The sequence below is a fragment of the Actinomadura alba genome (genome assembly GCF_014323705.1).
Taxonomy (GTDB): Bacteria; Actinomycetota; Actinomycetes; order Streptosporangiales; family Streptosporangiaceae; genus Actinomadura_C; species Actinomadura_C alba.
In genome coordinates, this window is record NZ_JABVEC010000041.1 from 17,244 (window position 1) to 42,924 (window position 25,681).

The 25,681-nt window shown below is 68.6% G+C and carries 22 protein-coding genes and 1 pseudogene; 10 read left to right on the forward strand and 13 right to left on the reverse strand.

Features of this window, described 5'->3' with window-relative positions; all coding sequences use genetic code 11:
- Nucleotides 1–163: 163 nt before the first annotated feature.
- Together HKK74_RS33700 and HKK74_RS33705 are read right to left on the reverse strand one after the other, a co-directional pair.
- Complete coding sequence (locus HKK74_RS33700; RefSeq protein WP_187247459.1) at nucleotides 164–1,015, reverse strand: DUF72 domain-containing protein; 852 nt, start codon at nucleotides 1,013–1,015, stop codon at nucleotides 164–166.
- A gap of 86 nt (nucleotides 1,016–1,101) precedes the next feature.
- Entirely contained in the window at nucleotides 1,102–2,175 is a 1,074-nt protein-coding gene (locus HKK74_RS33705; protein WP_187247460.1) for a GNAT family N-acetyltransferase, read from the reverse strand.
- Between the two features lie 31 nt (nucleotides 2,176–2,206).
- On the opposite strand from HKK74_RS33705, the gene HKK74_RS33710 reads away from it, so the two are divergent.
- Nucleotides 2,207–2,677 (forward strand): MarR family winged helix-turn-helix transcriptional regulator, encoded by a 471-nt coding sequence (locus tag HKK74_RS33710; RefSeq protein ID WP_187247461.1) that lies wholly within the window; start codon nucleotides 2,207–2,209, stop codon nucleotides 2,675–2,677.
- A 143-nt stretch (nucleotides 2,678–2,820) separates the two neighbouring features.
- On the opposite strand, the gene HKK74_RS33715 is transcribed toward HKK74_RS33710, so the two are convergent.
- From HKK74_RS33715 to HKK74_RS33725, 3 genes are all read right to left on the reverse strand, one after another.
- On the reverse strand, nucleotides 2,821–3,648 hold the full coding sequence (locus tag HKK74_RS33715; protein ID WP_187247462.1) for an SGNH/GDSL hydrolase family protein: 828 nt from the start codon (nucleotides 3,646–3,648) through the stop codon (nucleotides 2,821–2,823).
- Nucleotides 3,635–4,204 (reverse strand): PadR family transcriptional regulator, encoded by a 570-nt coding sequence (locus tag HKK74_RS33720; RefSeq protein WP_187247463.1) that lies wholly within the window; start codon nucleotides 4,202–4,204, stop codon nucleotides 3,635–3,637. The genes HKK74_RS33715 and HKK74_RS33720 overlap by 14 nt, the downstream gene beginning before the upstream one ends.
- 174 nt (nucleotides 4,205–4,378) lie before the next feature.
- Nucleotides 4,379–4,837 carry an Lrp/AsnC family transcriptional regulator gene (locus HKK74_RS33725; protein WP_187247464.1) on the reverse strand — a complete coding sequence of 153 codons (459 nt, stop codon included), beginning with the start codon at nucleotides 4,835–4,837 and terminating at the stop codon, nucleotides 4,379–4,381.
- Nucleotides 4,838–4,900: 63 nt separating this feature from the next.
- On the opposite strand from HKK74_RS33725, the gene HKK74_RS33730 reads away from it, so the two are divergent.
- The 3 genes from HKK74_RS33730 (at nucleotide 4,901) to HKK74_RS33740 (ending at nucleotide 11,734) form a co-directional block, all read left to right on the forward strand.
- Nucleotides 4,901–5,647: an AzlC family ABC transporter permease gene (locus HKK74_RS33730; RefSeq protein WP_187247465.1), complete on the forward strand. Its 747-nt coding sequence runs from the start codon at nucleotides 4,901–4,903 to the stop codon at nucleotides 5,645–5,647.
- Nucleotides 5,640–5,972 carry a branched-chain amino acid transport AzlD family protein gene (locus HKK74_RS33735; protein WP_187247466.1) on the forward strand — a complete coding sequence of 111 codons (333 nt, stop codon included), beginning with the start codon at nucleotides 5,640–5,642 and terminating at the stop codon, nucleotides 5,970–5,972. Before HKK74_RS33730 ends, HKK74_RS33735 begins: the two co-directional genes overlap by 8 nt.
- A gap of 257 nt (nucleotides 5,973–6,229) precedes the next feature.
- Nucleotides 6,230–11,734: an ATP-binding protein gene (locus HKK74_RS33740; protein WP_187247467.1), complete on the forward strand. Its 5,505-nt coding sequence runs from the start codon at nucleotides 6,230–6,232 to the stop codon at nucleotides 11,732–11,734.
- Nucleotides 11,735–12,129: 395 nt separating this feature from the next.
- On the opposite strand, the gene HKK74_RS39420 is transcribed toward HKK74_RS33740, so the two are convergent.
- The 5 genes and pseudogenes from HKK74_RS39420 to HKK74_RS42160 form a co-directional block, all read right to left on the reverse strand.
- Nucleotides 12,130–12,774 carry a Rossmann-fold NAD(P)-binding domain-containing protein gene (locus HKK74_RS39420; RefSeq protein WP_246492253.1) on the reverse strand — a complete coding sequence of 215 codons (645 nt, stop codon included), beginning with the start codon at nucleotides 12,772–12,774 and terminating at the stop codon, nucleotides 12,130–12,132.
- A 91-nt stretch (nucleotides 12,775–12,865) separates the two neighbouring features.
- Nucleotides 12,866–13,060 (reverse strand): annotated as a pseudogene (locus HKK74_RS42060) (hypothetical protein); the annotation flags it as partial.
- A gap of 115 nt (nucleotides 13,061–13,175) precedes the next feature.
- Nucleotides 13,176–14,564, reverse strand: coding sequence for an MFS transporter (locus HKK74_RS33750; RefSeq protein ID WP_222723074.1), 1,389 nt, complete (start codon nucleotides 14,562–14,564; stop codon nucleotides 13,176–13,178).
- Between the two features lie 163 nt (nucleotides 14,565–14,727).
- The gene (locus HKK74_RS33755) at nucleotides 14,728–15,174 is read right to left on the reverse strand and encodes an RrF2 family transcriptional regulator (protein WP_187247468.1); all 447 of its coding nucleotides are present in this window, start codon (nucleotides 15,172–15,174) and stop codon (nucleotides 14,728–14,730) included.
- Nucleotides 15,175–15,290: 116 nt separating this feature from the next.
- Nucleotides 15,291–15,845, reverse strand: coding sequence for a TnsB C-terminal domain-containing protein (locus tag HKK74_RS42160; protein WP_246492254.1), 555 nt, complete (start codon nucleotides 15,843–15,845; stop codon nucleotides 15,291–15,293).
- Nucleotides 15,846–16,073: 228 nt separating this feature from the next.
- Here HKK74_RS42160 and HKK74_RS33765 point away from each other — a divergent pair, with 228 nt between their 5' ends.
- The 3 genes from HKK74_RS33765 to rox all read left to right on the forward strand — a co-directional run bounded on the left by HKK74_RS33765 (nucleotide 16,074) and on the right by rox (nucleotide 19,530).
- The gene (locus HKK74_RS33765) at nucleotides 16,074–16,691 is read left to right on the forward strand and encodes a TetR/AcrR family transcriptional regulator (RefSeq protein ID WP_281398149.1); all 618 of its coding nucleotides are present in this window, start codon (nucleotides 16,074–16,076) and stop codon (nucleotides 16,689–16,691) included.
- Nucleotides 16,688–17,599, forward strand: coding sequence for an SDR family oxidoreductase (locus tag HKK74_RS33770; protein WP_187247470.1), 912 nt, complete (start codon nucleotides 16,688–16,690; stop codon nucleotides 17,597–17,599). The genes HKK74_RS33765 and HKK74_RS33770 overlap by 4 nt, the downstream gene beginning before the upstream one ends.
- 506 nt (nucleotides 17,600–18,105) lie before the next feature.
- On the forward strand, nucleotides 18,106–19,530 hold the full coding sequence (gene rox / locus HKK74_RS33775) for a rifampin monooxygenase (RefSeq protein WP_222723083.1): 1,425 nt from the start codon (nucleotides 18,106–18,108) through the stop codon (nucleotides 19,528–19,530).
- A gap of 703 nt (nucleotides 19,531–20,233) precedes the next feature.
- On the opposite strand, the gene HKK74_RS33780 is transcribed toward rox, so the two are convergent.
- Complete coding sequence (locus HKK74_RS33780) at nucleotides 20,234–20,659, reverse strand: VOC family protein (RefSeq protein ID WP_222723084.1); 426 nt, start codon at nucleotides 20,657–20,659, stop codon at nucleotides 20,234–20,236.
- 664 nt (nucleotides 20,660–21,323) lie between these two features.
- On the opposite strand from HKK74_RS33780, the gene HKK74_RS33785 reads away from it, so the two are divergent.
- The gene (locus tag HKK74_RS33785) at nucleotides 21,324–22,880 is read left to right on the forward strand and encodes an FAD-binding oxidoreductase (protein WP_187247473.1); all 1,557 of its coding nucleotides are present in this window, start codon (nucleotides 21,324–21,326) and stop codon (nucleotides 22,878–22,880) included.
- Between the two features lie 157 nt (nucleotides 22,881–23,037).
- Here HKK74_RS33785 and HKK74_RS33790 read toward each other — a convergent pair whose 3' ends face one another.
- Complete coding sequence (locus HKK74_RS33790; protein ID WP_187247474.1) at nucleotides 23,038–23,187, reverse strand: hypothetical protein; 150 nt, start codon at nucleotides 23,185–23,187, stop codon at nucleotides 23,038–23,040.
- A gap of 253 nt (nucleotides 23,188–23,440) precedes the next feature.
- Between HKK74_RS33790 and HKK74_RS33795 the strand changes: the two genes are divergently transcribed.
- Both HKK74_RS33795 and HKK74_RS33800 read left to right on the forward strand, forming a co-directional pair.
- Complete coding sequence (locus HKK74_RS33795; RefSeq protein WP_187247475.1) at nucleotides 23,441–23,590, forward strand: hypothetical protein; 150 nt, start codon at nucleotides 23,441–23,443, stop codon at nucleotides 23,588–23,590.
- 279 nt (nucleotides 23,591–23,869) lie between these two features.
- Complete coding sequence (locus HKK74_RS33800; RefSeq protein WP_187247476.1) at nucleotides 23,870–24,442, forward strand: recombinase family protein; 573 nt, start codon at nucleotides 23,870–23,872, stop codon at nucleotides 24,440–24,442.
- 272 nt (nucleotides 24,443–24,714) lie between these two features.
- Here HKK74_RS33800 and sigJ read toward each other — a convergent pair whose 3' ends face one another.
- The gene (sigJ, locus tag HKK74_RS33805; RefSeq protein ID WP_187247477.1) at nucleotides 24,715–25,653 is read right to left on the reverse strand and encodes an RNA polymerase sigma factor SigJ; all 939 of its coding nucleotides are present in this window, start codon (nucleotides 25,651–25,653) and stop codon (nucleotides 24,715–24,717) included.
- Nucleotides 25,654–25,681 lie beyond the last annotated feature (28 nt).

A 25,681-nucleotide genomic window follows, 5' to 3' on the forward strand; every position in this document is an offset into this window, starting at 1 on the left:
ATCCTGAGACGTTGACGCTGCGTCAGTGTCAACCGTCGCGGCGACATGAAGGCCGCCACGCCCTAGCCCGCAAGGTCTTTCACGGCAAGAGCGGACAGCTCCACCAGAATCGGTACGCCGGCGTGCGACCGGCCGTCCCGAAGTACAACGGGAGGATCGGCGGTCAGAAGAGCGTCAGCGGCTCGGTCGGCATGGGCTCGGGCAGCGGCTCGAGTTCGGGTAGCCGGGCGCGCACGTCGTCATGAAAACGACGGGCGAGCGTCAGCGCATCGGCGTTGTCGGGGGTATGGATGAACACCGTCGGCGAGCGGCCTTCGCGCAGCCAGTCGGTGACCGTGCCGATCCACTGCTGCCAGCCCTCGATCGTCCGCGCCGTGGAGTCCCGGCCGAGGTAGCGGACCATCGGACGGTCGGTGAGAGCGACGGTCCGGCGTGGCAGCCGTGGTTTCTTCGTCCACGCATCCCGCTCGGCATCGCTGGTCGGAGGACTCTCGAAGAAGGCGGTGGTGTCGAACGGAACCCACTCGGCATCGGCGTCGGCAAGCACCCTTTCGAGCAGCCGTTCCGACCGCGCGTCATCGAAGAACGCGCGGTGGCGGACTTCGACGGCGTACTTGTGCGAGCGGGGAAGCAGGCGAAGAAACCCCGCAAGGGTGCCGAGATCGGCCGGGGCGAATGACCCTGGCAGTTGGACCCAGAGGGCGTGGGCCCGTGGCCCGAGTGGCTCCATCGTCTCCAGGAACGATCGGAGCTCCTGATCGATGCCGGTGAGGCGGCGCTCGTGCGTGATCGACTTGGGCAGTTTGACCACGAAGCGAAAGTCAGGGGCGGTCTGCCGCGCCCACGACTCCACTGTGCTCCTCGCCGGTGTCGCGTAGAACGTCGTGTTGCCCTCCACAGCGTTGCACCAGGTCGCATAGGACCGCAGACGCTCCCCGGCAGGGAGTGGATGAGGCAGGAAGCGCCCCCGCCATGGCGCGTGAGTCCACATCGCGCATCCCACATGAAGCCGCATGACCTTGACGGTATCCAAGGTCGCCACGGGAGTACCGAGCACCGTTGTAGTGGCCAAGTGACGGGGCTTGAGCAGCAACCACTCGGTCAGTGGCGTTTGGTGGCGGGTGCTGTTTCTTTGACGAGGGTGATCGTGTCGGTGGTCTGTGCGGTCACCTCGAAACCCTCCCTGCGGTAGAAGGCGATGTTGTCCAAGCTCTTCGCGCCGGTGGATAGCACGATGCGCGCGCGGTCGGGTGCGGCGGTTTGCGCAGTGCGCAGCAGCCACCGGCCCAGTCCCTGGCCTCGCAGGTCGGGCACGATGGCGAGCCGACCCAGGTGCCAGTCGGTTCCGTCGGCGCGGACCCTGACCATGCCCAGCAGCCGGCCGTCCAGCCACAGGCCGGTGGCGTGCCAGGCCGTCAGCCAGTCGCGTACTTCGTCGACGGTCTCGTGCAGAGGCGCCAGGGTGATGGTGTCGTTGGCGATGGCCTCATCCATCCAGCAGCACCGCTGCAGCACGGTGACTTCGGGTGCGTCCTCGGGAGACAGGGGTCGCAGGTAGGAGCCCGGCAGCGGGCCGGGCTTGGAGTCTGCATGCTGACGTTCGCGCATGGGGCGCAGGGCATTGGCGACACGGGTGAGTTCCTCCAGCAGCCCTATGGCCGCGTCGTCGCGCGCCGCGTCGGGCCGCAGGCGCCCGTTCTGCAGGGCCTCGGAGATGCGGATGGCGACTGTGGCGCTCACCGGCACCAGGCGCAGCGTGGTCACGACCTGCTTGGCATGCTGGACCGACCGGGTGCCTGCCGAGGTGTTGCCGTAGCTGACGAACCCGATCGGCTTCCACGCCCATTCGCGGCTGAGGTAATCCAGCGCGTTCTTCAGGCTCGCCGGCATTCCGTAGTTGTACTCGGGGGTGACGGCGACGAAGCCGTCCGCCGCATCGACGATCGCGCTCCACCGCCTGGTGTGCTCGTGCCGGTAGACGCCCGAGGACGGGTGCTCCTCTTCGTCCAGGAACGGCAGGTTCAGCTCGGTGAGGTCGACCGGTACCAGCTCGGCGCCGAGCTCGGCAGCGCGTTGCCGCACGGCCCCGGTCAGCCACCGTTGGATCTGGGGGCCCAGGGCGCCGGGTCGGGTGCTGCACGTGAGCACCATGACACGCAATGATTTCGTTGACATGGAAACGAAGTGTAAGTGGTAGATTGATTACATGTCAACGAAATCGCCGGGCACCTCAACGGGTGCGATGCGCTGGCTGGACGCGGACGAGGAGCGGGCCTGGCGCGCGTTCCGGCGGATCATGGTCGCCGTTCAGACCGGTACGGCGCACGATCTGGCCGCGATCGGACTCTCCGAAGCCGATTACGAGGTCCTCAGCACGCTCTCCGAGCGCCCCGGCCACACCAGCAGCCTGGGCGAGCAAGCGATGAAGATGGGCTGGTCACGCAGTCGACTGTCCCGGCACGCCACGCGAATGGAGGCGCGCGGCTTGCTGCGGCGCGCACCCGATGCGGCCGACGGCCGGGGCTGCTTGCTCGTGCTCACCGACGACGGCCTGGCCACACTGCACACTGCGGCACCGGCCCACCTCACCTCGGTACGTCGCCACTTCATCGACCGACTCACCCCAGGCGACCTCACCGCCATCGAACGCATCGCCCAGCACCTGGAATCAGACTGATGTCCACCCCGGTGGTTCGGTCACTCACGGGCTAGTGAAGCAAGCCCGCGCCCTGATCCGTGGGCACACCCGTCACACACATCGGCGCGGTGGGTGGCGGTAACTCCGCCCAGGCCGCCTCGCTAGCGGCGATCGACCCTAGATCAGTCATCCGGCCCAGTAGATCCTCGCGGTCCAGTGTCGGCCAGTGCCTGTACGGGGAGGAGGCGCGGGCGTTTGGCCGTGCGGCCGTCTCCGGACGAACGGCCGCGCAGGCGTCTGCCCAGCCATGGGCCGAGGAAGGCGGCGACCCAGCGCAGTTCACCGGGGACGGCACGCCATCCGCCGGGCGAGGAGGTTTCCGGAGGCAGGGGGTGCGTCCAGGAGTCGTCGCTATCGGGCAGGGCAAGGGCGTGGGCGATGGCGGCGGCGATCCGCTGGTGACCGAGCGGGCCGGCATGAAGCCGATCCAGGGTCCACAGGCGGGCATCGGTGACCACCGGGTGGTGGCCGGTCTCGGCGACGGTGACCCCATGGCGGCGGGCCGCGTGGCGGATGCGGTCGTTGAGGGCGGTGACGCGGGAGGTGAGCGGGCGGGCGAGGGGCGTGATCCGCGCCACGTCCGGGAAGGTGACCGTGGCGACGCGGGCGCCCTGGGCGGTGAGTGCGGCGAACATCGCCTCCAGGTGGCCGGCGACCTCGTCGGCGTCGAACCGCGGCCGCAGCAGGTCGTTGACCCCGGCGACCACGGTGGCCAGGTCGGGGCGCAGTGCGAGGGCGGGGGCCAGCTGCTCGGCGTGGACCTGCCCGGCCAGGCGTCCTCGTACGGCCAGGTTGGCGTATTGCAGATCGGGGCTGTGCTGCGCGAGGTGTTCGGCGAGTCGGTCGGCCCAGCCTCGGAGGCCGACGATGTCGTCGCCGTCACCGAGGCCCTCGGTCTGGCTGTCGCCCAGGGCGACATAGCGCAGGTAGCGCGGGTCAGTGCCGTGCATGGGCGCCTTGCCTCTCCCGCAGGACGGCGGCCGTGCGCTCGCACCAGTCGCGGTTGCCTTGCTCGAAGGCGAGACCGCGCAGGCATGTCAGGTAGGGGCCGATGCGCTCGCCGTGGCGCAGGAACTCCTCTTCGGTGCGGTCGCCCCGCATCGTGTGCAGCAGCCTGCCGAACAGGTCGATCTTGGCCTGCGCGAAGGCGGAGCGCTCGGTCAGTTGCGCGATCAGCGTCTCGGTGTCGACATGGTCTGCGGCCTGGACCTTGACGGCCAGGTCGTCGCGGATGAACGAGGGCTTGGCGGCAAGCGCCGTGAAGCGCTCCAGCTCGGCCAGGCCGGCGCCGGTGACCCGGAACACGCGCTTGTTGGGCCGGGTGTCCTGGACCACCTCCCGGCCTGCGACCAGCCCGTCCCGCTCCAGCCGGGTCAGCTCGGCGTACAGCTGCTGTGGCTGGGCGTGCCAGAAGTTCGCCACACCCAGGTCGAACACCTTGGCCAGCTGGTACCCGCTCAGCTCCTCGTCGAGCAGCGCCGCCAGTACGGCGTGGCGCAACGCCATCGGATCTCCTCCTCCGTGTCCCTGTCCACGAACGCCGTCACATGCTACTCATGAGCATGAGTAGCCATATTCATGACTATAGACGACGGGTCGTGATCTCAGCAGACCGCTTCCGCACTGTTGGCCATCTGGCCAGTCGCGCAGGTCGGCAGCGTCACGAACCGGCCGGGGACGTCAGTCGGTGACCTTGATCTTCTTCATGGTGGGCTGGGAGATCACGCGTGCGACACCGGGGATACCGATGATCTTGTTGGTCTGGAAGGCTTCGTAGGCGGCGTAGTCGGCGACGAGGACGCGCAGGTAGTAGTCGGGGGTGCCGAACACGCGGCGGAACTCGACGACTTCCTCGTAGGCGGCGATCGTGGTCTCCAGCCCCTCCAGGGTCTTCAGGTCGCTGACGGAGACCTCGATGGAGACCATGACCTCCAGCCCCCAGCCGACCGCCTCGGGGTTGATGCGGGCCCGGTAGCCGCTGATGATCCCGGCCTCCTCCAGCCGCTTCACCCGCCGCAGGCACGGCGGGGGCGTCAGTCCGACCCGCTTGGCCAGTTCGACGTTGGTCAGCCGACCGTCCCGCTGAAGGTGAAACAAGATTTCGCGATCAAGCTGATCGAGTTCACGTTCATTACCCATGAGATGATCCTAGGGTCATATTTCGAAACCATATAAGCCGCAATTCTTCCTAGAATTGCCCCCATGGCAACGCCTCCGGCCGAGCGTACCGACTCTCCCCCAACTGCCCTGACGCCTCGCCGTGGGCTGCGATCCGACCTGATGCGAGCACTGAAGGACTCCGGCTCCGTGGGCCTGGGCGCGTTCCCGATGGGCGTAGCCTTCGGCGTCCTGGTCGTTCACTCAGGCCTGCACTGGTGGTGGGCGAGCGTCTTCTCCGGCTTCATCTACGCCGGCTCCCTGGAGTTCCTCTTCCTCGGCCTGGTCCTGGCGGCCGCGCCGCTCGCCTCGGTCGCCGTGACGGCGTTCCTGGTCAACTTCCGGCACGTCTTCTACGCCCTGTCCTTTCCCCTGCACCGCGTACGAGGACGCCTCGGCAAGGGGTACAGCACCTTCGCCCTGTCCGACGAGGCGTACGCGGTCACCACCGGCGAGGCCGCCCAGTCCTTCTCCAGCCGTCGCGTCCTGTGGCTCCAGGGGTTCATCCACCTCTACTGGGCCGGCGGGGCGACGACCGGCGCCCTGCTCGGCTCGGTCATCCCCGCTCAGATCACCGGCCTGGACTTCGCGGTGACCGCCCTGTTCACCGTCCTGGCCATCGACGCCTTCCGCGCCCGCCGCGACATCCCCATCCCCCTCCTGGCCCTTGCGTGCGCGCTGGTCGGCCGGTTCGCCTTCCCCGGCCAGATGCTGCCGGCCGCCTTCGCCATCTTCACCGCCGGCCTGCTGACCCGCTACGCCTGGACACGGAGGGAGCGTGCTCATGCCTGACACCGGCTACCTGATCGCCGCGGTGGCCACCGCCGTCGCGGTCACCTGGGCTCTGCGCGCCCTCCCCTTCGCCGCCCTCGCGCCCCTGCGGTCCAGCCCGCTGGTCGCCTACCTCAACACCGCGATGCCGGTCGGCGTGATGGTCATTCTCGCCGTCTACACCCTGCGTAGCTTCAATCCGCACGTGCCCGATCGGGCATGGCCGACCGCGCTGGCGCTCGCCTTCACCGTGGCCGTGCACCTGTGGCGGCGCAACGTCCTGCTGTCCATCCTCGGCGGCACCGCCGTCCATGTCGCCCTCGCCAGCACTCTCTTCGTCCACTGACCGGTCGCACGCTCACGTGCCCGATATCGAGATGGCCGCTGAGTACTTGGTACCCGACGACGTCGAAGCCGACGTTGTTGGACTCCTCGAAGTCGGGCCGAAACCGACGGCTTTTGGTCGTTTCCCACAACTGGGGCCGCGTAGCGTGCGCTGTCAGCGACATGGCGCTGCCAGCCGATAGACGGAAAGGTGAACACTGCCAGGGGGCCGCCGCGTCGCGGCGCGCACATCGTTGGTCTACAGGAGGGCTCGGTCGGGTGTTCAGTCGTGTCGCCATCGTCAACCGTGGTGAGGCCGCTATGCGGCTCATCCACGCCGTACGGGACATCGCCGCGGAGACCGGAACGCGGATCGAGACCGTCGCCCTGCACACCGACGTCGACCGCACGGCCACCTTCGTCCGCGAAGCGGACCTGTCCTACGATCTCGGTCCCGCGTCCGAGCGCCCGTACCTCGACCTGAAGGCGCTGGAGCGCGCGCTGGTGGAGACCAGAGCCGACGCCGCGTGGGTCGGCTGGGGCTTCGTCGCAGAGGACCCGGCGTTCGCGGAGCTGTGCGAGAAGGTCGGAGTCACCTTCGTCGGTCCGAGCGCGGAGGCCATGCGCAAGCTCGGCGACAAGATCGGCGCGAAGCTGATCGCCGAGGAGGTCGGCGTGCCGGTCGCGCCGTGGAGCCGCGGTGCGGTCGAGACCCTGGACGCCGCCCTGGCGGCGGCGGCCGACATCGGCTACCCACTGATGCTGAAGGCGACCGCGGGCGGCGGCGGGCGCGGCATCCGCGTGATCACGAGCGATGCCGAACTGGCGGATGCCTACGAGCGCACCAGCCAGGAGGCCGCGCGAGCGTTCGGCAGCGGCATCGTGTTCCTGGAGCGCCTGGTCACCGGTGCCCGCCACGTTGAGGTGCAGGTGATCGCTGACGGCGAGGGCACCGCGTGGGCGCTCGGCGTCCGCGACTGCTCGGTGCAGCGGCGCAACCAGAAGGTGATCGAGGAGTCGGCGTCGCCGGTGCTCAGCCCTGTGCAGACAGCCGAGCTCAAGGCGTCGGCCGAACGGCTGGCCGTCGCGGTCGGTTACCGCGGCGCGGCGACCGTCGAGTTCCTCTACCACCCCGGCGACAAGCTGTTCGCGTTCCTGGAGGTCAACACCCGCCTGCAGGTCGAGCACCCGATCACCGAGTCCACCACCGGGTTCGACCTGGTCAAGGCGCAGCTGCGGGTGGCATCCGGCGGCAGGCTCGAAGGCGAGCCGCCGGTGGAGCGCGGGCACGCCGTCGAGGCCCGGCTGAACGCCGAAGACCCCGACCGCGACTTTGCGCCCTCCCCGGGCCGCATCGTGCGGCTGAGCCTGCCCGCCGGGCCGGGCATCCGCGTGGACACCGGCGTCAGCGAGGGCGACACCATCCCCGCCGACTTCGACTCGATGATCGCAAAGATCATCGCCTACGGCCACGACCGCGACGAGGCGCTCGGCAGGCTGCGCCGGGCGATGGCGCAGACCACGGTGATCATCGAGGGTGGCGCGACGAACAAGAGCTTCGTACTCGACCTGCTCGACCAGCCCGAGGTGATCGACGCCAGCGCGGACACCGGCTGGATCGATCGCGTCCGCGGCGAGGGCAGGCTCGTCTCGCACCGGCACTCCGCCGTCGCGCTGGCGGCCGCCGCCACCGAGGCGTACGAGGAGGAGGAACGCGTCGAGCGGCAGCGGCTGCTGTCGACGGCGTTCGGCGGACGCCCGCAGGTGCAGCACGAGAGCGGCCGACCGCTGGACCTCAAGCTGCGTGGCGTCGGCTACCGCGTGCGCGTCGCGCGGGTCGGCGCGCATCGGTTCCGCGTCGGCGTCGAAGCGGGTGACGACGTCCGCACCGCCGACGTCGAGCTCGACCGCTTCGACCGGCACACCGGGCGGATCGTCGTCAACGGCACCCGGTACCGCCTGCTCACCGGCACGCACGGGCCGATCCACCTGGTCGAGGTGGACGGCGTGACGCACCGGGTCAGCCGCGACGAGGGCGGCGTCGTCCGTTCGCCCGCGCCCGCGCTGGTCGTCGCCACGCCGCTGGAGGTCGGTGCCGAGGTCGAGGCGGGCGCGCCGGTGCTGGTGCTGGAGAGCATGAAGATGGAGACGGTGCTGCGGGCGCCCTTCAAGGCGCGGCTGAAGGAATGCGTCGTGTCCGTGGGCAGCCAGGTGGAGACCGGTGCGCCGCTGCTGCGGCTGGAGCCGCTGGCCGACGACGACGCCGAAGCCGAGGACACCTCGGCCGCCGAGTCCGTCGAGCTGGACCTGCCCGCCGTTTCCGGGAAGATCCCGGCGCGGGAGCGCACCACGCGCGGCCAGGAGGACCTGCGCAGCCTGCTGCTGGGCTTCGACGTCGACCCGCACGACGAACGCCGGGTGCTCGACGACTACCTCGCCGCGCGCCGGGCGGCCATCGAGGAGGGCCACCGGCCGGTGGCCGCGGAGCTCGAACTCGTCGACGTGTTCGCCGACCTCGCCGAACTGAGCCGCAACCGGCCGGTGGGCGAGGGCGGCGGCGGTGACGGCCACGTTTACAGCGCCCGCGAGTACTTCCACACCTACCTGCAGAGCCTCGACGTCGAGCGGGCCGGGCTGCCGGAGGCGTTCCAGGCCAAGCTCGCCAAGGCGCTCGGGCACTACGGCGTCACCGAGCTGGAGCGCTCCCCCGAGCTCGAAGCCGCGGTGTTCCGGATCTTCCTTGCCCAGCAACGCGCGTCCACCGACGCCACGGTCGTCACGACGTTGATGCGCGAGTGGCTGCGGGAGCCGCCGCCGGACGAGACGCTGCGCGAGCCCGCCGGTCTCGCGCTGGAGCGGCTGGTGGCCGCGACGCAGGTCCGCTTCCCCGTGGTCTCCGACCTCGCGCGCGGCGTGGTGTTCGCCTGGTTCGGCCAGCCGCTGCTGCGCCGCAACCGCGCCCGCGTCTACGCCGACGTCCGCAAGCACCTGCGCCACCTGGACGCGCACCCGGACGCGCCCGACCGCGGCGAGCGCATGGCCGAGATGGTGCGCAGCACCGAGCCGCTGGTGCGGCTGCTCGGCCAGCGGCTTGTCCGCGACGACCTGGACAACGCGATCATGCTGGAAGTGCTGACCCGGCGGTACTACGGCAACAAGGGTCTCACCGGCGTCCGCACTGTGCTTACCCCCGACCAACGCAACCCCGACCGACCTCCCGGCGAGGCCGCGGGCTGCACGTTCGTGGTCGCCGAGCGCGCGGGCTCGTGCGTGGTCTCCTCCGCGGTGAGCTTCGAAGCGCTGGGCAGCGCGCTGCGCGGGCTCGCGGAGCTGGCGAGCGGCGAGGACGCAATCGACGCCGACATCTATCTCGCCTGGGAGAAGCAGCCGGAGGACTCCGACGCGATGGCGGCCGCGCTGCACCAGGTCGTCAGCGCGCACCCGCTGCCGAACCAGGTCCGCAGACTCACCGCCACCGTCGCCGGCCGCGGCGGCGCGGTGATGCACCACCACTTCACGTTCCGCCCGTCGACCACCGGGATGACCGAGGAGCGGCTGATCCGCGGCCTGCACCCGTACATCGCGCAGCGGATGCAGCTGGAGCGGCTGAGCAAGTTCGACCTCACCCGGCTGCCGTCGTCGGACGAGGAGGTCTACCTCTTCCAGTGCGTGGCGCGGGAGAACCCGTCGGACGACCGCCTCGTCGCGTTCGCACAGGTGCGTGACCTGACCGAGCTGCGCGAGCACGATGGCAGGCTGGTCGCGCTGCCGACGGCCGAGGACACCATCGCCACCTGCCTCGACTCGATTCGCCGCGCGCAGTCGCTTCGACCGTCGAAGAAACGCTTCAGCACCAACCGGATCGTGGTCTACGTCTGGCCGCCGAGCGACATCACCCGCGCGGAGCTGGCGATGATCGCCGGGCGTGTGCTGCCGACGACCGCGGGTGCCGGGCTGGAGGAGATCTTGTTCATCGCGCGGCAGCGCGACCGGAAGACCGGCGAGCTGACCAAGATCGCCGTGCGCATCTCCTTCGACGCCACCGGCGGCACCGAGCTGACCGTCGGCGAGCCGTCGGACGAGCCGGTCGAGCCACTCGACGACTACCGGCAGAAGGTGCTGCGCGCGAGCAGCCGCAGCACGGTGTACCCGTACGAGCTGACCGGCCTGCTCGGCGACTTCGTCGAGCACGACCTCGACGACGACCACGCGCTGGTGCCGGTCGACCGGCCGAAGGGGCGCAACACCGCGGCGATCGTCGCGGGCGTGATCACCACGCCGACCCGGCGGCACCCGCAGGGCGTCACCAGGGTCGTGCTGCTCGGCGACCCGACGAAGTCGCTCGGCGCGCTGTCGGAGCCGGAGTGCCGCCGCGTGATCGCCGCGCTGGACCTGGCCGAGCGGATGCGGGTGCCGCTGGAGTGGTACGCGCTGTCCGCCGGCGCCCGGATCTCCATGGAGTCGGGCACGGAGAACATGGACTGGGTGGCCGCGGCGCTCAAGCGGATCGTTGAGTTCACCCAGGACGGCGGCGAGATCAACATCGTGGTAGCGGGCATCAACGTCGGCGCGCAGCCGTACTGGAACGCCGAGGCGACGATGCTCATGCACACCAAGGGCATCCTGGTGATGACACCGGACTCCGCGATGGTGCTCACCGGCAAGCAGTCGCTCGACTTCTCCGGTGGCGTGTCGGCCGAGGACAACTTCGGCATCGGCGGCTACGACCGGGTGATGGGCCCGAACGGGCAGGCGCAGTACTGGGCGCCGAACCTGGCCGCCGCGCGGGGCGTGCTGATGTCGTACTACGACCACACGTACGTCGCACCCGGCGAGAAGGCGCCGCGGCGGACAAAGACGACCGACCCCGTCGACCGCGACATCTCCAACTTCCCGCATGCCGTGGCGGGCAGCGACTTCACCACCGTCGGCGAGATCTTCTCCGCCGACGCCAACCCGGACCGCAAGAAGCCGTTCGACATCCGGACCGTGATGCGGGCGCTCTCCGACCAGGACCACCCGGTGCTGGAACGCTGGGCGGGCATGGCCGACGCGGAGACCGCAGCGGTGCAGGACGTGCATCTCGGCGGCATGCCGGCGTGCCTGCTCGGCATCGAGTCGCGGGCGGTGCCGCGGCGCGGCTTCCCGCCCACCGACGGCCCGGACACCTACACCGCGGGCACGCTGTTCCCGCGGTCGTCGAAGAAGGCCGCGCGGGCGATCAACGCGGCCAGCGGCAATCGGCCGCTGGTGGTGCTGGCGAACCTGTCGGGCTTCGACGGCTCGCCGGAGTCGATGCGGAAGCTGCAGCTGGAGTACGGCGCGGAGATCGGTCGCGCGATCGTGAACTTCCGCGGGCCCATTGTCTTCTGCGTGATCTCGCGGTACCACGGCGGCGCGTTCGTGGTGTTCTCGAAGGCGCTGAACCCGAACATGACCGTGCTCGCGCTGGAAGGCTCGTTCGCCTCGGTGCTCGGCGGCGCCCCCGCCGCCGCCGTGGTGTTCTCCGGCGACGTCAACGCCCGCACCGCGGCCGACCCGCGCGTGCGGGACCTGGAGACCCGCGTCGCGGCCGCCTCCGGCGCCGACCGCGCCGCGTTGACCGCGGAGCTCGACGAGCTCCGCTCGTCGGTCCGCGCGGAGAAGCTCGGCGAGGTGGCCACGGAGTTCGACCGCGTGCACAACATCCAGCGCGCGGTCGAGGTCGGCTCCGTCGACGCCGTCATCCGCGCCGCGGAACTGCGCCCACGGATCATCGAGGCCATCGAATCCCGCCTGCGCTGAGTGAGACGCTACGTTGAGGACCTCGCTCAAGCCAGACTGCTCGTACGCCAAGCGCCTGCACCGGTGCGGACGCGTTCTGCGCCTCGCGCCTCGCGAATGGCGGACGGCTGTACGGGACGCTGCCCACCCCTTTCGGCGGAACGAGGAGTCAACGCCCCTGCGCCTCGGGCGTGGCGAGGGCGTCGAGCAGGCCGGGGAACGCCTCGTCCATCTCGGCGCGGCGGAGGGCGTTCATCAACTACGGCTGGTACTAGGCGCCGAGACCGGCGACACCAGCGAACCAGTGATCACATGTCCTCCGAAGGCCGGTTGTTCCTCCACATCCTTGCCGCGGTCGCCGAAGATGACCGCGCGGCCAACCACCAGAGACCAGCCGAGCCGTCTACGTCCCGCCCTCAGTCCGGCATCACATAAGGTGACCGACGACGGAGAGGCGGGCGCGATGTCCGGGGAGATGAACTGCGCAGCAGCTCTCGAGTGAGGGCGTCCAACCGCGCCGCGGCGTCCTTGTCAAAGGACGGATGCAGGAGGCTGATACGTCTGCCCTCCGCAAAGGCGCTCAGTGGTTCACGGGGCGGAGTGTCGACAATTGCAATGATCGGGACGATCCCCACTTCAACCGGCTGCGCGATCCTCTTCATTTCGGCGACATAGGCCGCGGTGGGAGCATCGAACTCGCCCGCGAAACCGGTCCGTGTTCCGCCGGGGAACAGCAGCACATAGCGAGTACGGTATCCGCGATGCTCAGCGGCGAATGAGACCCCGAGGAGGTCGTTCAGCTTACCGCCCTGGAACATGGCCGACCAGCCGTCGTAGCCGTGTTCCATCCCGAGGTCATCCCACTGGATGCTCCCCGCGCCCACCCCGGGGCCAGCGACGTTCATGATGACAGGATCGTCGGCCTTCTCCATCTGGTCGACCAGGCCGTATCCGAGCAGGAACCGACTCAGGTAGTACAGCGCAAAATTGTGCTCGAACCCTTCGGAGGTCACCGTGCGATAGGAACGGAAGTATCGCGCGCACAGCACGAGAACGTCCACTACCGCGAATCTTGCTTTGATTTCCCCGATTGACGCGTTGGTTTTCGCTGACGAGGCTGAGGTCCGCCCGTATGAAGAAGGCCCGGCCGCCGGAACCTTCCTTCTCCGCCGCGTCGAGAAACCTCTTTCCCTTCGCCGAATCGGGACCGATGATGATCACTTGATCGCCCCGGTCGAGGTAGGTATATCCGAGCGCCTCCCCGATACCCGAGGTGCCTCCTGACACAACAATTGTTTTCAATGCGATGCTCCTCCGAATACAGTCGCCGCCCGGACACTCCCTCACACCGACTCAGGAACGTAAGCGACGTCCGGATCCTGGCCGTCTCCGGTCGTCTCGGTGATTCCGTGATCACGGGGTACCAGCAGTTTTCCGACCTGTGTCCCAGGCATTCACATGGTTAAGACTCAAGCTGGTGGACCTTCTCCGCGTCGCGGGACGGCGTGGCCGCGGGGGCTGCCGCGGGACGCATCCGGAAAGCGACGATCAACGCGAGGACGACGACCACGGCCATGGCCAGGAAGGCATCGGAGAAGGCAGCGCCTTCGTGACCGGGGTACAGGGGGTTGATGGAACCGCTGCCGCTTTGCTGCCTTGCGGTCACCAGCACGCCGAACAGAGCCGGGCCGGTGCCGGCGCCGAGAAACTGGGCTCCTTGGAGGATCCCGAGGCCGACGCCGACCTGGTCGGCCGGCAACACGCTCGCCGCGGCGCTGATGATCGGGGTCATCACGAAGATGAAGCCGACACTGAGCCCGAGAATCCCGACCCCCGCGGGGATCACCGACGTACCTCCCGCGAAGGTCGAGAGGAACAGGGTGAACAGTCCCATGGCCGCGAGGCCCGTCAGCACGAGGGGTCGGGTGCCAATGCGGTCGGCGAGGCGCCCGATCAACGGCGAGAGGACGGCGACGGCAACCCCGGCCGGGATCATGACCAGGGCCCCCTCCCCCGGGCCGAGACCGTTGACGTCGACCAGCAGCAGCGGAACGAATACCAGGCCGCCAAGGTTGACGATCATGGCCAGGAACGCGACGACGATCGCGGTCCGGTAGACCCGGTTGGTGAACAGCGCGGGCGGGACGAACGGCTGCGCGACGCGGACGGTGCGCCGCCCGAAGAGCGCGATGGCCACGACCGCCACCACGAGGCTGACCCAGGACGAGGGTGCGGCAAAGCCGGCGACCTGTGCCTGGGTAATGCCGAACAGAACCAGCCCGGCGCCGAGACCCAGGAGGATGCCGCCGGGAAGATCGAACCGACCCGCACCCGCCGGGGGCTCGCCCGGTAGCACGCGCAACACCGCGGGAAGCAGCGCCAACGCGGCCACGAGCATGAGCCAGAACAGCGCGGGCCATCCGAGGAACTGGCCGATCCCGCCGCCAACGGCCGGTCCGGCGGCGGTACCGATACCCGCGGCCGCGGAGACGACGCCGATGCCCATCCCCCGCTTGTCCAGCGGCATCAACCTGGTGACGGCAATGATCGAGAGCACGGGTATCGCGGCCGCGCCCACCCCCATCACGATCCGCCCGAGCACGAGCACGAGGAGATCCGGGGCGAGCGCGCAGATCAGGCTCCCGGCGGCGTAGGTCAGCAGAGCGAAACCGAAGAGTCGCCGCAGGCTCACTCGGTCGGAGATGCGGCCGTAAAAGGGGATACCGACCGAGAACATCAGCAGGAAGCCGGTGACGACCCACGCGAGCTCCGCCTCGGAAGCCCCGAACTCCGCTCCGATCGACGGGAGCACGAGATTGACCATGTCGCTGGCGATGACCGTGACGAGCATCGCCGGCATGAGCACTGCCAACAGGGCCAGCCCTGAGCCGGTTCGTTCGGTTGTGGTCGACGTGGGTGTCATCCGACGTAATCCTCCGCGCCATCTACTGCCACTGTCATAGTTACAGTTAGGACAAAAGAACGGCGGAGGACCTGCCTCCGCCACTGCTCAGCTAGCGATTCTGTAGCGCGAGTTCACGCTCCCTGGCCAGCACCTGCCGGAGCAGGTGGGCGATGGTCGTTCGGCCGAGCCGTTCTTCCATGGCCCGTTCGGCGTCCCGGAACTCCGCCTCGAGCAGGGCCTGCATGTGGCGCCCGACCGCGCACGCGTCGCTGGGTGGATGGGCGTGCCGCGACAGGATCGGCCCCGCCTCGACGGCGGTGTACGCGTCGTAGAGCGTGATCTCGCGTGGGGCGCGGGCAAGGGACCAGCCGCCACCACGCCCCTCAGTGGACCACACCAGGCCGGCGTCCCGCAGGCTGCCGAGGATGCGCCGCACGAGAACCGGATTGCTCGCCAGGCTGTCCGCGATCTCCGCGGAGGTCAGCGAGTGGTCACCCCAGCGCGCCAGCATCGTGAGCGCGTGAATCGCGACCGCGCTCCTGCTACTGAGACCCACTGTGCCCCCTTCGCGCTCCGTCGCGGCACCGATCAAACTGCAATAAGGCTAGTTGCAGTTCGATCGCTCGTCAATCCGGCACCTGATGGGCTGGGGCACGGAGGCCCGACGATGCCTCACCGGAACCGAACTGCAGGGGTCGCACGACCCGTCCGGGATCGTTTCACCGTGCTGACCTCGTCCAGCAGGGTGCGCAGCAGCCGGAACCAGACACCGACGTGTACCGCTCTGCGGGGCAAGGTGACCGTGCCGGTGGTCATGCCCTGATGGGTGAGCCGGTCCATGGCCGGGATGGGCTCGGTTGCGGCGCGGTCGGGCGCGGGTTGTCCCAGGGCGGCCGCGACAGCGACGGTGCCGGCGTTCTCCAGGCGGCGGCCGTGCCCGGGGCAGCTGAGCGTGAGCGGGATCGTGGCGGTCAGTGGGACGCCGCAGTCGGGGGCGGACAGCGCCTCACTGTGAAACTCGGCGGCGTTGTCCACGTAGATCACGCGCGGCTTGCCGCTCATCGGCCAGGTCGCCTGGACCTCCAGCCGCTCCAGCCAAGCCCGCTTATCCGTCACCATGTGCGCCAGGCACAACCCCACCGACAACGCCGACGGAGCCTCCAGCGTCACGACCAGACCGACCACGCAACGCCGCCGACGATCGAGGTCCTGCTGACCGTAGTGCACACGAGTACGGACAGCAGGAACATCCGAAGTTCCCTGCAAATCGACCCATAACCGCAGGACGTTAGTGCAGAGGAGTTCGGACATCGACAGCAGAGCGATCTTCAGAAAACGAAGGGTTTTTGAAGATCGTCGGGCGCGATCCCCCTCCCCGACTGGCCGTGATCGGGACCGGAACCCGCCAAGGGCGTGATTTAATGAATGAACGGACATTTATTAACGAGGGTGGCAATGGTGGGACGTCCCCGAGGGGTCGAGGATGCGGTGATCCTGCATGCAGCGGCGCAGGTCATGGGCCGGGTGGGTCCCGCGGGTCTCACCTTGGCCGCCGTGGCGCGCGAGGTCGGGTTGGTGCCGGCAACCCTGGTACAGCGATTCGGTTCCAAGCATGGTCTGCTTCTGGCACTCGCCGACCTGTCCGAGAAGAACGCGAGCGAGATGGCTGAGCGAGTGCGGCAGTCGCACGACTCGGCGCTCGGGACCTTGGTGGCGCTGACGGTGGAGTCGGCGGCTGTGATGGCCACGCCGGAGAGCTTCGCCAATCATCTGGCGTTCTTGTGCATGGACCTTGGCGATCCGCAGCTCTACGAGCGTGCGCTGGCCATTCACCGTACCCAGAAGCGGGTGATCGAGGAACTACTGACGGAGGCGGCCGGTACGGGCGAGCTCCGCGCCGGAAGCGATGCCGCGGCGCTGGCCCGCACCGTACAGGCGATCATCGCTGGTGCGGGCCTGACCTGGGCGCTCGAACGCGAAGGCACCCTTGAACAGCGGCTCCGGCAAGAGCTCGACGTCGTGCTCTCCCCTCACCTTCCGCCCCGAGAGAGTCACAACTTGGAGGAATCATGACGACTGACGCACGCCCACTGGCCGGAAAGGTGGCCCTGGTCGCCGGCGGTACCCGGGGCGGCGGACGGGGTATCGCCGTCGAACTCGGCGCCGCCGGCGCGACGGTGTACGTCACCGGTCGTAGCAGCACCGGCGGGCGCTCCGACCTGGACCGCCCGGAAACCATCGAGCAGACCGCTGAGAAGGTCACCGCAGCAGGCGGCCTGGGCATTCCCGCCCGGACCGACCACAGCCGTCCCGACGACGTCCAGGCCCTCGTCGACAAGATCGCCGCCGAACAGGACGGACAGCTCGACATCCTGGTGAACTCCGTATGGGGCGGAGACCCGCTGACCGACTGGGAACACCCTTTGTGGGAGCAGGATCTGGACACCGGTCTACGGCTGCTGCGGCAGGCGGTGGAGACCCACGTCATCACCAGCCGGTTCGCGCTTCCCCTCATGGTCGCCCGCAAGAGCGGCCTGGTCGTGGAGGTCACCGACGGCAACACCGCCCGCTATCGCGGCACGTTCTTCTACGACCTGGCGAAGTCCGCGGTCATCCGCCTCGCCGTCGCCCAGGCGGCAGAGCTCAAGCCTCATGGCGTCGCGGCCGTGGCCATCACGCCCGGCTTCCTGCGCTCGGAGGCCGTGCTGGAACACTTCGGTGTCACCGAGGCCAACTGGCGCGACGGCGCGGCCCAGGACCCGAACTTCGCCCACTCCGAGACCCCTGCCTACCTCGGCCGGGCCGTCGCTGCACTGGCCGCCGACCCCAACATCATGGCCAAGACCGGACGGGCCCTGGCCACCTGGGGCCTGTACCAGGAATACGGCTTCACCGATGCCGACGGCACACAACCGGACTTCGCCGCTCACTGGGCCAAGAACCTGGAAGAGCAGTACGGACCCCTCGGAGACCCGCTGTGACCCTGGCCGACAAGGGACAGCTGCCGGATGCCGCCGGTTGCCTACTCCTCTTCGGCGTCGTCCTCGTCGGAGGCGTCCGGGTCGCGCAGCGGGCGCAGGCCCTGGCCGGGGCCGCTGGTCTTGATGTACCGAGCCAGCGCGGACAGCCGGTTCACCGGCACCCTTGGACAGGTTCACCTGGAGTCGTGATCACGTGGCTGGGAAAGGGTTGGACGGGATGGTGCTTGGGCTTGTAGCTTGCGGCTGACTTTGACACCGCCTGAGGAGGTGAGACCCATGAATGGTGTATCGATGTGGGTGCTCCCCCTTCCCGTCACGGTCGGGCGATTGACGTAGGTGTCGCTGGGAGCGCCTCGCCAACAAGGCACTCCCGAAAGGCAACACCTATGCACTCTCCGCAGTTCACCGCCGAGCCGTCGTCGAATGACAGGGTCGAGCGTGACTTCACGGTGGGCGACGTCCCCGGACTCTGGTCGTCGGCCTCCGGCGCCGATCGCGCGCTCCTCATGTTCGATGTGATCATTGCGGGGTGCGGGCCGACTGGTGCGATGCTGGCCGCCGAACTGCGGCTGCACGATGTGCGGGTACTCGTTGTGGAGAAGGAAACCGAGCCCGTGTCGTTCGTCCGCATAGTCGGTCTGCATATCCGCAGTCTCGAGTTGATGGCGATGCGCGGACTGCTGGATCGCATTCTCCAGCATGGAAGACGGCGTCCGGTCGGCGGTTTCTTCGCCGCCATCACCAAACCCGCGCCCGAGGGCCTGGATTCCGCGTACGCCTATCTGCTGGGCATCCCGCAGCCGGTCATCGAGCATCTGCTTGAAGAACATGCGATCGAACTGGGTGCGCAGGTCCGGCGCGGTTGCGCGGTGGCCGGTTTCGAGCAGGACGACGAGGGTGTGACCGTCGAGCTGGCCGACGGGGAACAGCTGCGTTCGCGCTATCTCGTCGGCTGTGACGGCGGGCGCAGTACGGTGCGCAAACTGCTCGGCGTCGGCTTCCCCGGCGAGCCCTCACGGACCGAGACGCTGATGGGCGAGATGGAAGTGGGTGTGCCGCAGGAGGAGATCGCCGCCAAGGTGACCGAAATCCGCGAGACCCATCAGCGATTCTGGCTCCGGCCCTTCGGCGAAGGGGTCTATAGCGTCGTAGTCCCCGCCGCGGGAGTCAGCGACCGCGCGGAACCGCCCACCCTTGAGGATTTCAAACAACAGTTGCGCACCATCGCCGGAACCGATTTCGGGGTGCACTCCCCGCGCTGGTTGTCCCGCTTCGGGGATGCCACCCGGCTGGCCGAGCGTTATCGGCTGGGGCGGGTGCTACTGGCCGGCGATGCGGCGCACATCCATCCACCCGCCGGCGGTCAGGGCCTCAACCTGGGCGTTCAGGACGCATTCAACCTCGGCTGGAAACTGGCCGCACAGATCCGCGGCTGGGCGCCGGAAACACTGCTGGACACCTACCAGGCCGAACGTCATCCGGTCGCCGAGGACGTGCTGGACAACACCCGCGCCCAGATGGAACTGCTGTCCACCGAACCGGGCCCGCAGGCCGTGCGCAGGCTGCTCACCGAACTGATGGACTTCGACGAGGTGAACCGCTATCTGATCGAGAAGATCACCGCGATCGGCATCCGCTACGACTTCGGCGAAGGCCCCGACCTGCTCGGCCGCCGCCTGCACGACATCGACGTGAAACAGGGCCACCTCTACGGTCTGCTGCATCGCGGCCGCGGCCTGCTGCTGGACCGCACCGAACGCCTGACCGTCGGCGGCTGGTCAGACCGGGTCGATTACCTCGCGGATCCCACTGCGGAACTGGATGTTCCGTGCGTCCTGCTACGCCCCGACGGCCACGTCGCCTGGATCGGCGACGATCAGCAGGACCTGGACGACCACCTCTCCCGCTGGTTCGCCAAGCCCGCCAACTGATTTCGCCTGAGCAACCGAAAAGGCCCGTGAGAAGGATCGGAACGGCCAGTAGCGACTGACCATCGGAAGGCTGGAAGCAGCATCAGCCGTGGTGCTCTGGCGCCAGGGTCGGCCTGCGAGGAGGGTTAGCCTCCGAGTGACGACCGGAAGACGGCGGAAGAGCACCGCGGAGTGGATCGGCGCAGGCGGCCGTGCGTTCGTCTAACGGCCGTTTGGTGAACGCCTAGACACCCAAGCCGGTCACCACCGGTGTTCTTCTGCCGCGTTTCGGCTGCACCCCATCCGAGCCCTACTTTGGGGCTGGGGTCAGCTTCGGGAGTAGGACGCCGGCGCTGAGAAGATCTTGAAGGGGTTCGCTCTGCTCGGCGGGCGACTCCAGCACGTGGGTCGCGCCTTTCTGCCGGGGTGGAGTGGGATTTCGTGCCCCCTCGGTGGGCCGGGTTTCGGCGGCAGGCCGCTGTGTCTCCAGCCGAATCGCCGCGGCCTCAGCCAGCGGTCGCCGCGTCTCCTCGCCTGCGGCATCCACATAAACCAGCTCAAACCCCTCCGGCCTGTGTCCTGTCTCGTTGGCCTTGAGGCATTGTGGCCCTCCTGACCTGGGTGCCTCATGATCAAAGAGATAGTCCTTTGAACTGGCCGTCTCGTTGATCACGAGGCATCTGTTGGATTCGATGGTGTCAGTGGATGGCTCTGGGATGTTGTATTAGCCGAGCTGCTCGGCCAACCCGACGAAGATCCCCTCGGGGCCGCGGACGTAGCAGAGCAGGTAGCTGTCCTCGTACCGGGCCACACCACCGACGAGTTCGGCGCCGTGAGGGCGCAGGCGGGCAAGAGTGTCCTCGATGTCGTCGACGGCGAACATGACGCGATGCATGCCCAGCGTGTTATGCGGCTGGTTATGCTGCCCGGCGCTGATCGCCGCGGGGGTCTGGTACTTCGCCAGCTCCAGCCGGCCGTGGCCGTCTGGGATCCGCATCATCGCGATGTCGCAGCGGACGCCGTCGAGTCCGACGGTGCGGTCCACCCAGGGGCCCTCGACCTGCGCTTTGCCCTCCAGCTCCATGCCGAGTTCGGTGAAGAAAGCGATGGCGGCATCCATGTCGTCGACGACGATGCCGACGTTGTCCATCCGCTGAATCGTCATGGTGGTTCTCCTTCGTTCTTTGTCGCGCGGCCCGTCGTGGCCACTGGTGTACCTGGGACGGAGCCAGCGCCGCATTCTCGACACCCGGAAACCTGCTGATTTCCAGGGACCTGCTTCTGGCCGTCACGGTCCTGGGGCGCCCACACTGCCGAATGAAAAACCCGCCCGCACGCATGCAAGCTGAGTCCGCTGGCCGACGCGCTCCAGCCCTGCCAGGCGGGACGATCAGACGAGGGCGCCGCGGACGCGCAGCGGCCGGAACCCGATGGGGTCGAGCCGGGCGAACTCGCCCTCTGCGTCGACGTTCTCCAAGCGTTGGATCGTCATGCCGACACCCTGTCCAGGCTCGCCGCCGACCAACAGATGCAGATGTGGGTCTGTCAATTACCGTACAGTCCCGCAGCGCGGCGCAACCAAGCTCGGGTTCGCGTTGCTGCTGCGGTTCTACGCGATGTACGGCCGGTTCCCGACGGGCCGCTCGTCATGCGCTTGCGCCTCGCTCGCCCCGATGAATGCCGCTACGCCGCTCGCACCGACGGCTCGTGAGACTTATGGGGTAGATGCCGATTGGCTCAGCAGCGTGGTGACCGTTCGGCTCGCCCGTTCTTAGCGTGCGACTAAACATTCCCTCCCTTCAAGGAGGCCGTCTGTGGCCGGACACACGAGAAGGACGATCCTGCGGGGCGGCGCGGTGACCGCCGCATCGGTTCCCCTGGCGCAAGTGGCCTCGCCTCCCGGGAAGGCGTCTGTTCAGGGGCCGGTCAGCGTGAGGCCGGGAGATCCGCGCTATCCCTCGATGGTGCGCCGAGGCTACAACCGGCGGTTCGAGGGGCGGCCAGAGGAGATCCATGTGGTGCACTCCGCTGAAGACGTCGTACGCGCGGTGGACGATGCGGTGCGTACCGGCCGGAGGCTCGCCGTGCGCAGCGGAGGTCACTGCTTCGAGAACTTCGTGGACGCCCCGGACGTCCGGGTGGTCATCGACCTCTCCGAGATGACGGCCGTCCGCTATGACCGGCGCCGTAGGGCCTTCGAGGTGGAGGCGGGCGCCACGTTGGGCGAGATGTACCGGAGGCTGTACGTCGGGTGGGGCGTGACCGTCCCGGCCGGAACCGCCAGCTCGGTGGGAGTCGGCGGCCATGTCAGCGGCGGCGGCTACGGTGCCCTGTGCCGTCTGCACGGCCTGTCGGTCGATCACCTGTACGCGGTGGAGGTCGTCGTCGTCGGACGGTCGGGCAGGGCCAGGAGCGTGGTGGCCAGCAGGGAGCGGTCGGACCCCAACCGGGACCTGTGGTGGGCACATACCGGAGGCGGCGGCGGGAACTTCGGGATCGTCACCCGCTACTGGTTCCGGTCGCCGAGCGGCAGGCCGCTGCCGGCTCCTCCGGCCACGGTCTTGGACTTCACCCTGTCCTGGCCGTGGGAGCGGCTCGACCGGGAGACGTTCGTCCGGCTGGTGCGCAATTACGGGGAGTGGGGCGAGCGCAACTCGGCACCCGGGTCGCCCGCGTGCGCGCTGTACGGCGAGTTCTTGCTGAGCACCAGATCCGCCGGACACCTCACGCTGATCGGCCAGGTCGCCGCCGACAGCGGCGCCACGCGGCTGCTGGACGACCTGACCACCGCGCTCGGAGGCGGTGTCGAGGTACGCCCGGCGCGCCAGGCGTCCACCCTTCCCTGGCTGACCGCGGCGATCCACGGTCTCGACGACGCGCCGGGCCCCTTCTACAGCGTCAAGATCAAGTCGGGCTATCTGCGGCGGCGCTTCACCGATCGGCAGGCCGCCGCCCTCCACCGGCATCTGACCAGGTCCGACTACGACCATCCGGGCGGGACCGTGTTCGTGAACACCTATGGCGGCCAGGTCAACACCGTGCGGCCCGGCGCGACCGCCACCGCCCACCGTGACTCGATCTTCAAGGTCGGCTTCCTCGCCGGCTGGGAGGACGCGGCCGAGGAGGCCCGGCACCTGGCGTGGATCCGCGAGCTCTACCGCGACGTCTACGCCGACAGCGGCGGCGTCCCGGCCGACGGCGCGTTCATCAACTACCCCGACAGCGACCTGGCCGACCCGACGTGGAACGGCTCGGGCATCCCGTGGCACACCCTCTACTACAAGGACGGCTACGCTCGGTTGCAGCAGGTCAAACGCCGCTGGGACCCGCGCGGCGTGTTCCACCACGCCCTCTCCGTCCGCCCCTCCTGAAGCGAGGACCTACGCGATCGAGATCGGGTTCCCGCCGAGCGGAGGATGACCTTGCTCGGCGTGGAATCCGAGGCGGAAGGAACGCCGCACCACTGCTGGACAGGGGATTTCGTCAGTTGCCCACAGCCCGGGTCGTCCAGCAGGGTCATGGAGATCTTTAGGAAGGGCCCGTGCTCGCCGGGGGCAGGGTTCCGGCGGTCAGCCCCCACTCGGCCAGCGGGACGGCCAGCGGAGGCAGCCGGGTCGGCTTCGCCAGCAGTTCAGTTGAGGGCGGGGGGTGGCTGGATCGGGTCGCGGGCCGCCGCATCGGCGGCTTCCTTCGGCGCGGGAGGCGCTGCAAGGCGTTCTGTCTAGGGTTTGCGGCCGATGCCGCCGTGCGCCGAGACCTCCTTCGGCGCCGCGGGGCTGGGGTCGGGGTGCCAGGAGGCGATGGGGACGATGCCGGGGTCGAGGAGAGTTCGAGGCCGGTGAAGTAGGCGCGGATCTGGTCGGGGCTGCGCAGCCGGTAGGGGACGGTGCAACTGAGCCGTCATCAGGATCACGGAGCCAGGACACGGCCCTTGAGCAGCAACCGACCGGTCAACGGCGATAGTGAGCCGGGGCGGGCGGAGGTACCGCCGTCCACCGGTCCGATGTGGCTGGCGCTGCGCCCCACCACCGTTCACTCGGTCCAACTACAGATAACGCTCTATTACCTGCAGCAGCGTTGATCGCAACCTGGGCCGACGTGCCGGAGCCCAGACGCGAAGAGGCCCTGTTATCTGTGGCACAGCGGTGGAGGGTGCGGGGGCAGACCAAGTAAGCCTGGAAGGGGCAACGGGGGTTGGCGCAGGCGTTCGGGCGTTCGGCTAACGGCCGTTTGACGAACGCTGGCCGGATGCCCGCCGGAGATACCACCGTGTCCGGTTCCGGCGTTCATTTTGGCGTTCATTTTCCACTAGGGTTCATCTACTCCACGCACCACGTTTGATGAACGAAAGGTGATCGCCGTGGCGCTCATCGGTCTCGTCTGGGTCAGCACCGACAAGCAGAAAACCCAGCGGCAGCACGACGCCCTCGACCCCATCTGCCTGAAGGTGTTCGAGGAGAAGATCAGCGGCAAGCTCAACACCGACGACCGGCCCGCGCTGCTGCAGGCGCTGTCGCACATCCGCACCGGGGACATGCTGACCGTCCAGGAGGTCGACCGCCTCGGCCGCAACCTCCTCGAAGGCCTGATCGTCCTCAACGACCTGTTCCAGCGCGGCGTCGCCGTCAAGGTGCTGGAGGGGATCGCGGCCGGCGAGCACACCGAGCGCTCCCTGATCCTGGATCTGGCCCTCGCCCTGTCCGAAGACCGGCGCCGCGACATCGTCCGCAAGACCAAAGACGGCCTGGAGGCGGCCCGGCGCCGGGGCCGAGTCGGCGGCCGACGCCCCGTGGTCGACGACGACAAACGCGCCGCGATTCTCGCCCGCCGCAAACGCGGGGAATCCATCCGCACCATCGCCGCCGGAGTCAAGGTCTCGGTCGGCGTCGTGCACAAGACCCTGACCGACGCCGGGCAGGAACAGCAACCGTAGCCCCGCCGCTCCGCCAATCCACCCCTCAACTACTCAGCGTTAGTTTGGGGCCAGCCAGCTTCGGGAGGAGTGAGGCCCACCCCTCAGGTTCCTGCGACAGGCCCCAAACTGGGTCTTTCTGAACAGGTCAGCACCGTGATCGCTTCATCGTCTATCGCAGATGATCGCCATGAGCTGTGCGCCGTATGCAGACGCGTCGCCGCAGGTCGCCGGGCACCAGGTTGGGGCACGTCGCGCCGACCCGAGCGCCGCTCCTGGCATGGAGACGCTCCTCAGCCCGTCGTCCAGCGACGGAGTTTCTCGGGGTTGCGTACTACCCAGATGTGTTTGATCCGGTCGCCCGCGACCTCGAACGCGAACACCGTCACGGTGACGCCGTCTTGCTGAGCCACCAGACCGGGCTGACCGTTGACCGTACGCTCCAGGAACGTCATGTTGCCGGGCCTCCGGTCGGCGATCTCGACCCAGGCGCGCGCGATCTGCTCGCCGCCTTCGATGGGGCGCAGGAAGGTGGTGGCGAGGCCGCCGCCGTCGGCGATCGCCGTGGCGTCGGGGTCGAGCAGGCCGATCAGGGCGTCGATGTCCTTGGCCTCCCATGCCTGCTTGAAGTCCCTGACGATGCCGGCCTGCTGCGCTGTCGGACTCGCGGGGCCCTGCGATTCGCGAATGCGGCGGCGGGCCGAGGAGGCCAGCTGGCGGCATGCCGCCGGAGTCCGGCCGACGATATCGGACACTTCGGCAAAGGAGTGGCAGAAGACATCGTGCAGGATGAACGCGACGCGTTCGGCCGGGGTCATCGATTCGAGCACGACCAGGAAGGCCATGTTGACCGACTCATCCAGGGTGACCCGGTCGGCCGGGTCGACGGTCGCACCGCCCGGCCGCCCGCTGATCCACTCCGTACACTCGGGCAGCGGCTCGGGGATCCACTCGCCCACATACCGCTCCCGCCTCGCGCGCGCCGAGCCGAGCACGTCCAGGCAGATGCGGCTGGCGACCCTCGCCAGCCAGGCGCCGGGGGACTCGATGGCGTCCTGCTGCTGCCGGGACATGGCGTACCAGCGGGCGTAGGTCTCCTGTACGACATCCTCAGCCTCGGCCAGGGAGCCGAGGAGCCGGTACGCGAGATTGATCAGCTGACGCCGCTCGCTCATGATCGCACTCAGGCCGGGATCGGGCCGGCCGTGTCCTGGCTCGGATTGGGTGGTCATGGTGTCGACGGCTCCCTTGGTCGCATCT

Excerpts from the sequence above, each read along its gene's own strand:
- HKK74_RS33700 (WP_187247459.1), bottom strand. The coding sequence starts at position 1,015 with ATGCGGCTTCATGTGGGATGCGCGATGTGGACTCACGCGCCATGGCGG.
- HKK74_RS33705 (WP_187247460.1), bottom strand. The coding sequence starts at position 2,175 with ATGTCAACGAAATCATTGCGTGTCATGGTGCTCACGTGCAGCACCCGA.
- HKK74_RS33710 (WP_187247461.1), top strand. The coding sequence starts at position 2,207 with ATGTCAACGAAATCGCCGGGCACCTCAACGGGTGCGATGCGCTGGCTG.
- HKK74_RS33715 (WP_187247462.1), bottom strand. The coding sequence starts at position 3,648 with ATGCACGGCACTGACCCGCGCTACCTGCGCTATGTCGCCCTGGGCGAC.
- HKK74_RS33720 (WP_187247463.1), bottom strand. The coding sequence starts at position 4,204 with ATGGCGTTGCGCCACGCCGTACTGGCGGCGCTGCTCGACGAGGAGCTG.
- HKK74_RS33725 (WP_187247464.1), bottom strand. The coding sequence starts at position 4,837 with ATGGGTAATGAACGTGAACTCGATCAGCTTGATCGCGAAATCTTGTTT.
- HKK74_RS33730 (WP_187247465.1), top strand. The coding sequence starts at position 4,901 with ATGGCAACGCCTCCGGCCGAGCGTACCGACTCTCCCCCAACTGCCCTG.
- HKK74_RS33735 (WP_187247466.1), top strand. The coding sequence starts at position 5,640 with ATGCCTGACACCGGCTACCTGATCGCCGCGGTGGCCACCGCCGTCGCG.
- HKK74_RS33750 (WP_222723074.1), bottom strand. The coding sequence starts at position 14,564 with ATGCTCGTCACGGTCATCGCCAGCGACATGGTCAATCTCGTGCTCCCG.
- HKK74_RS33765 (WP_281398149.1), top strand. The coding sequence starts at position 16,074 with ATGGTGGGACGTCCCCGAGGGGTCGAGGATGCGGTGATCCTGCATGCA.
- HKK74_RS33770 (WP_187247470.1), top strand. The coding sequence starts at position 16,688 with ATGACGACTGACGCACGCCCACTGGCCGGAAAGGTGGCCCTGGTCGCC.
- rox (WP_222723083.1), top strand. The coding sequence starts at position 18,106 with ATGTTCGATGTGATCATTGCGGGGTGCGGGCCGACTGGTGCGATGCTG.
- HKK74_RS33780 (WP_222723084.1), bottom strand. The coding sequence starts at position 20,659 with ATGGACAACGTCGGCATCGTCGTCGACGACATGGATGCCGCCATCGCT.
- HKK74_RS33790 (WP_187247474.1), bottom strand. The coding sequence starts at position 23,187 with ATGCGGCGGCCCGCGACCCGATCCAGCCACCCCCCGCCCTCAACTGAA.
- sigJ (WP_187247477.1), bottom strand. The coding sequence starts at position 25,653 with ATGACCACCCAATCCGAGCCAGGACACGGCCGGCCCGATCCCGGCCTG.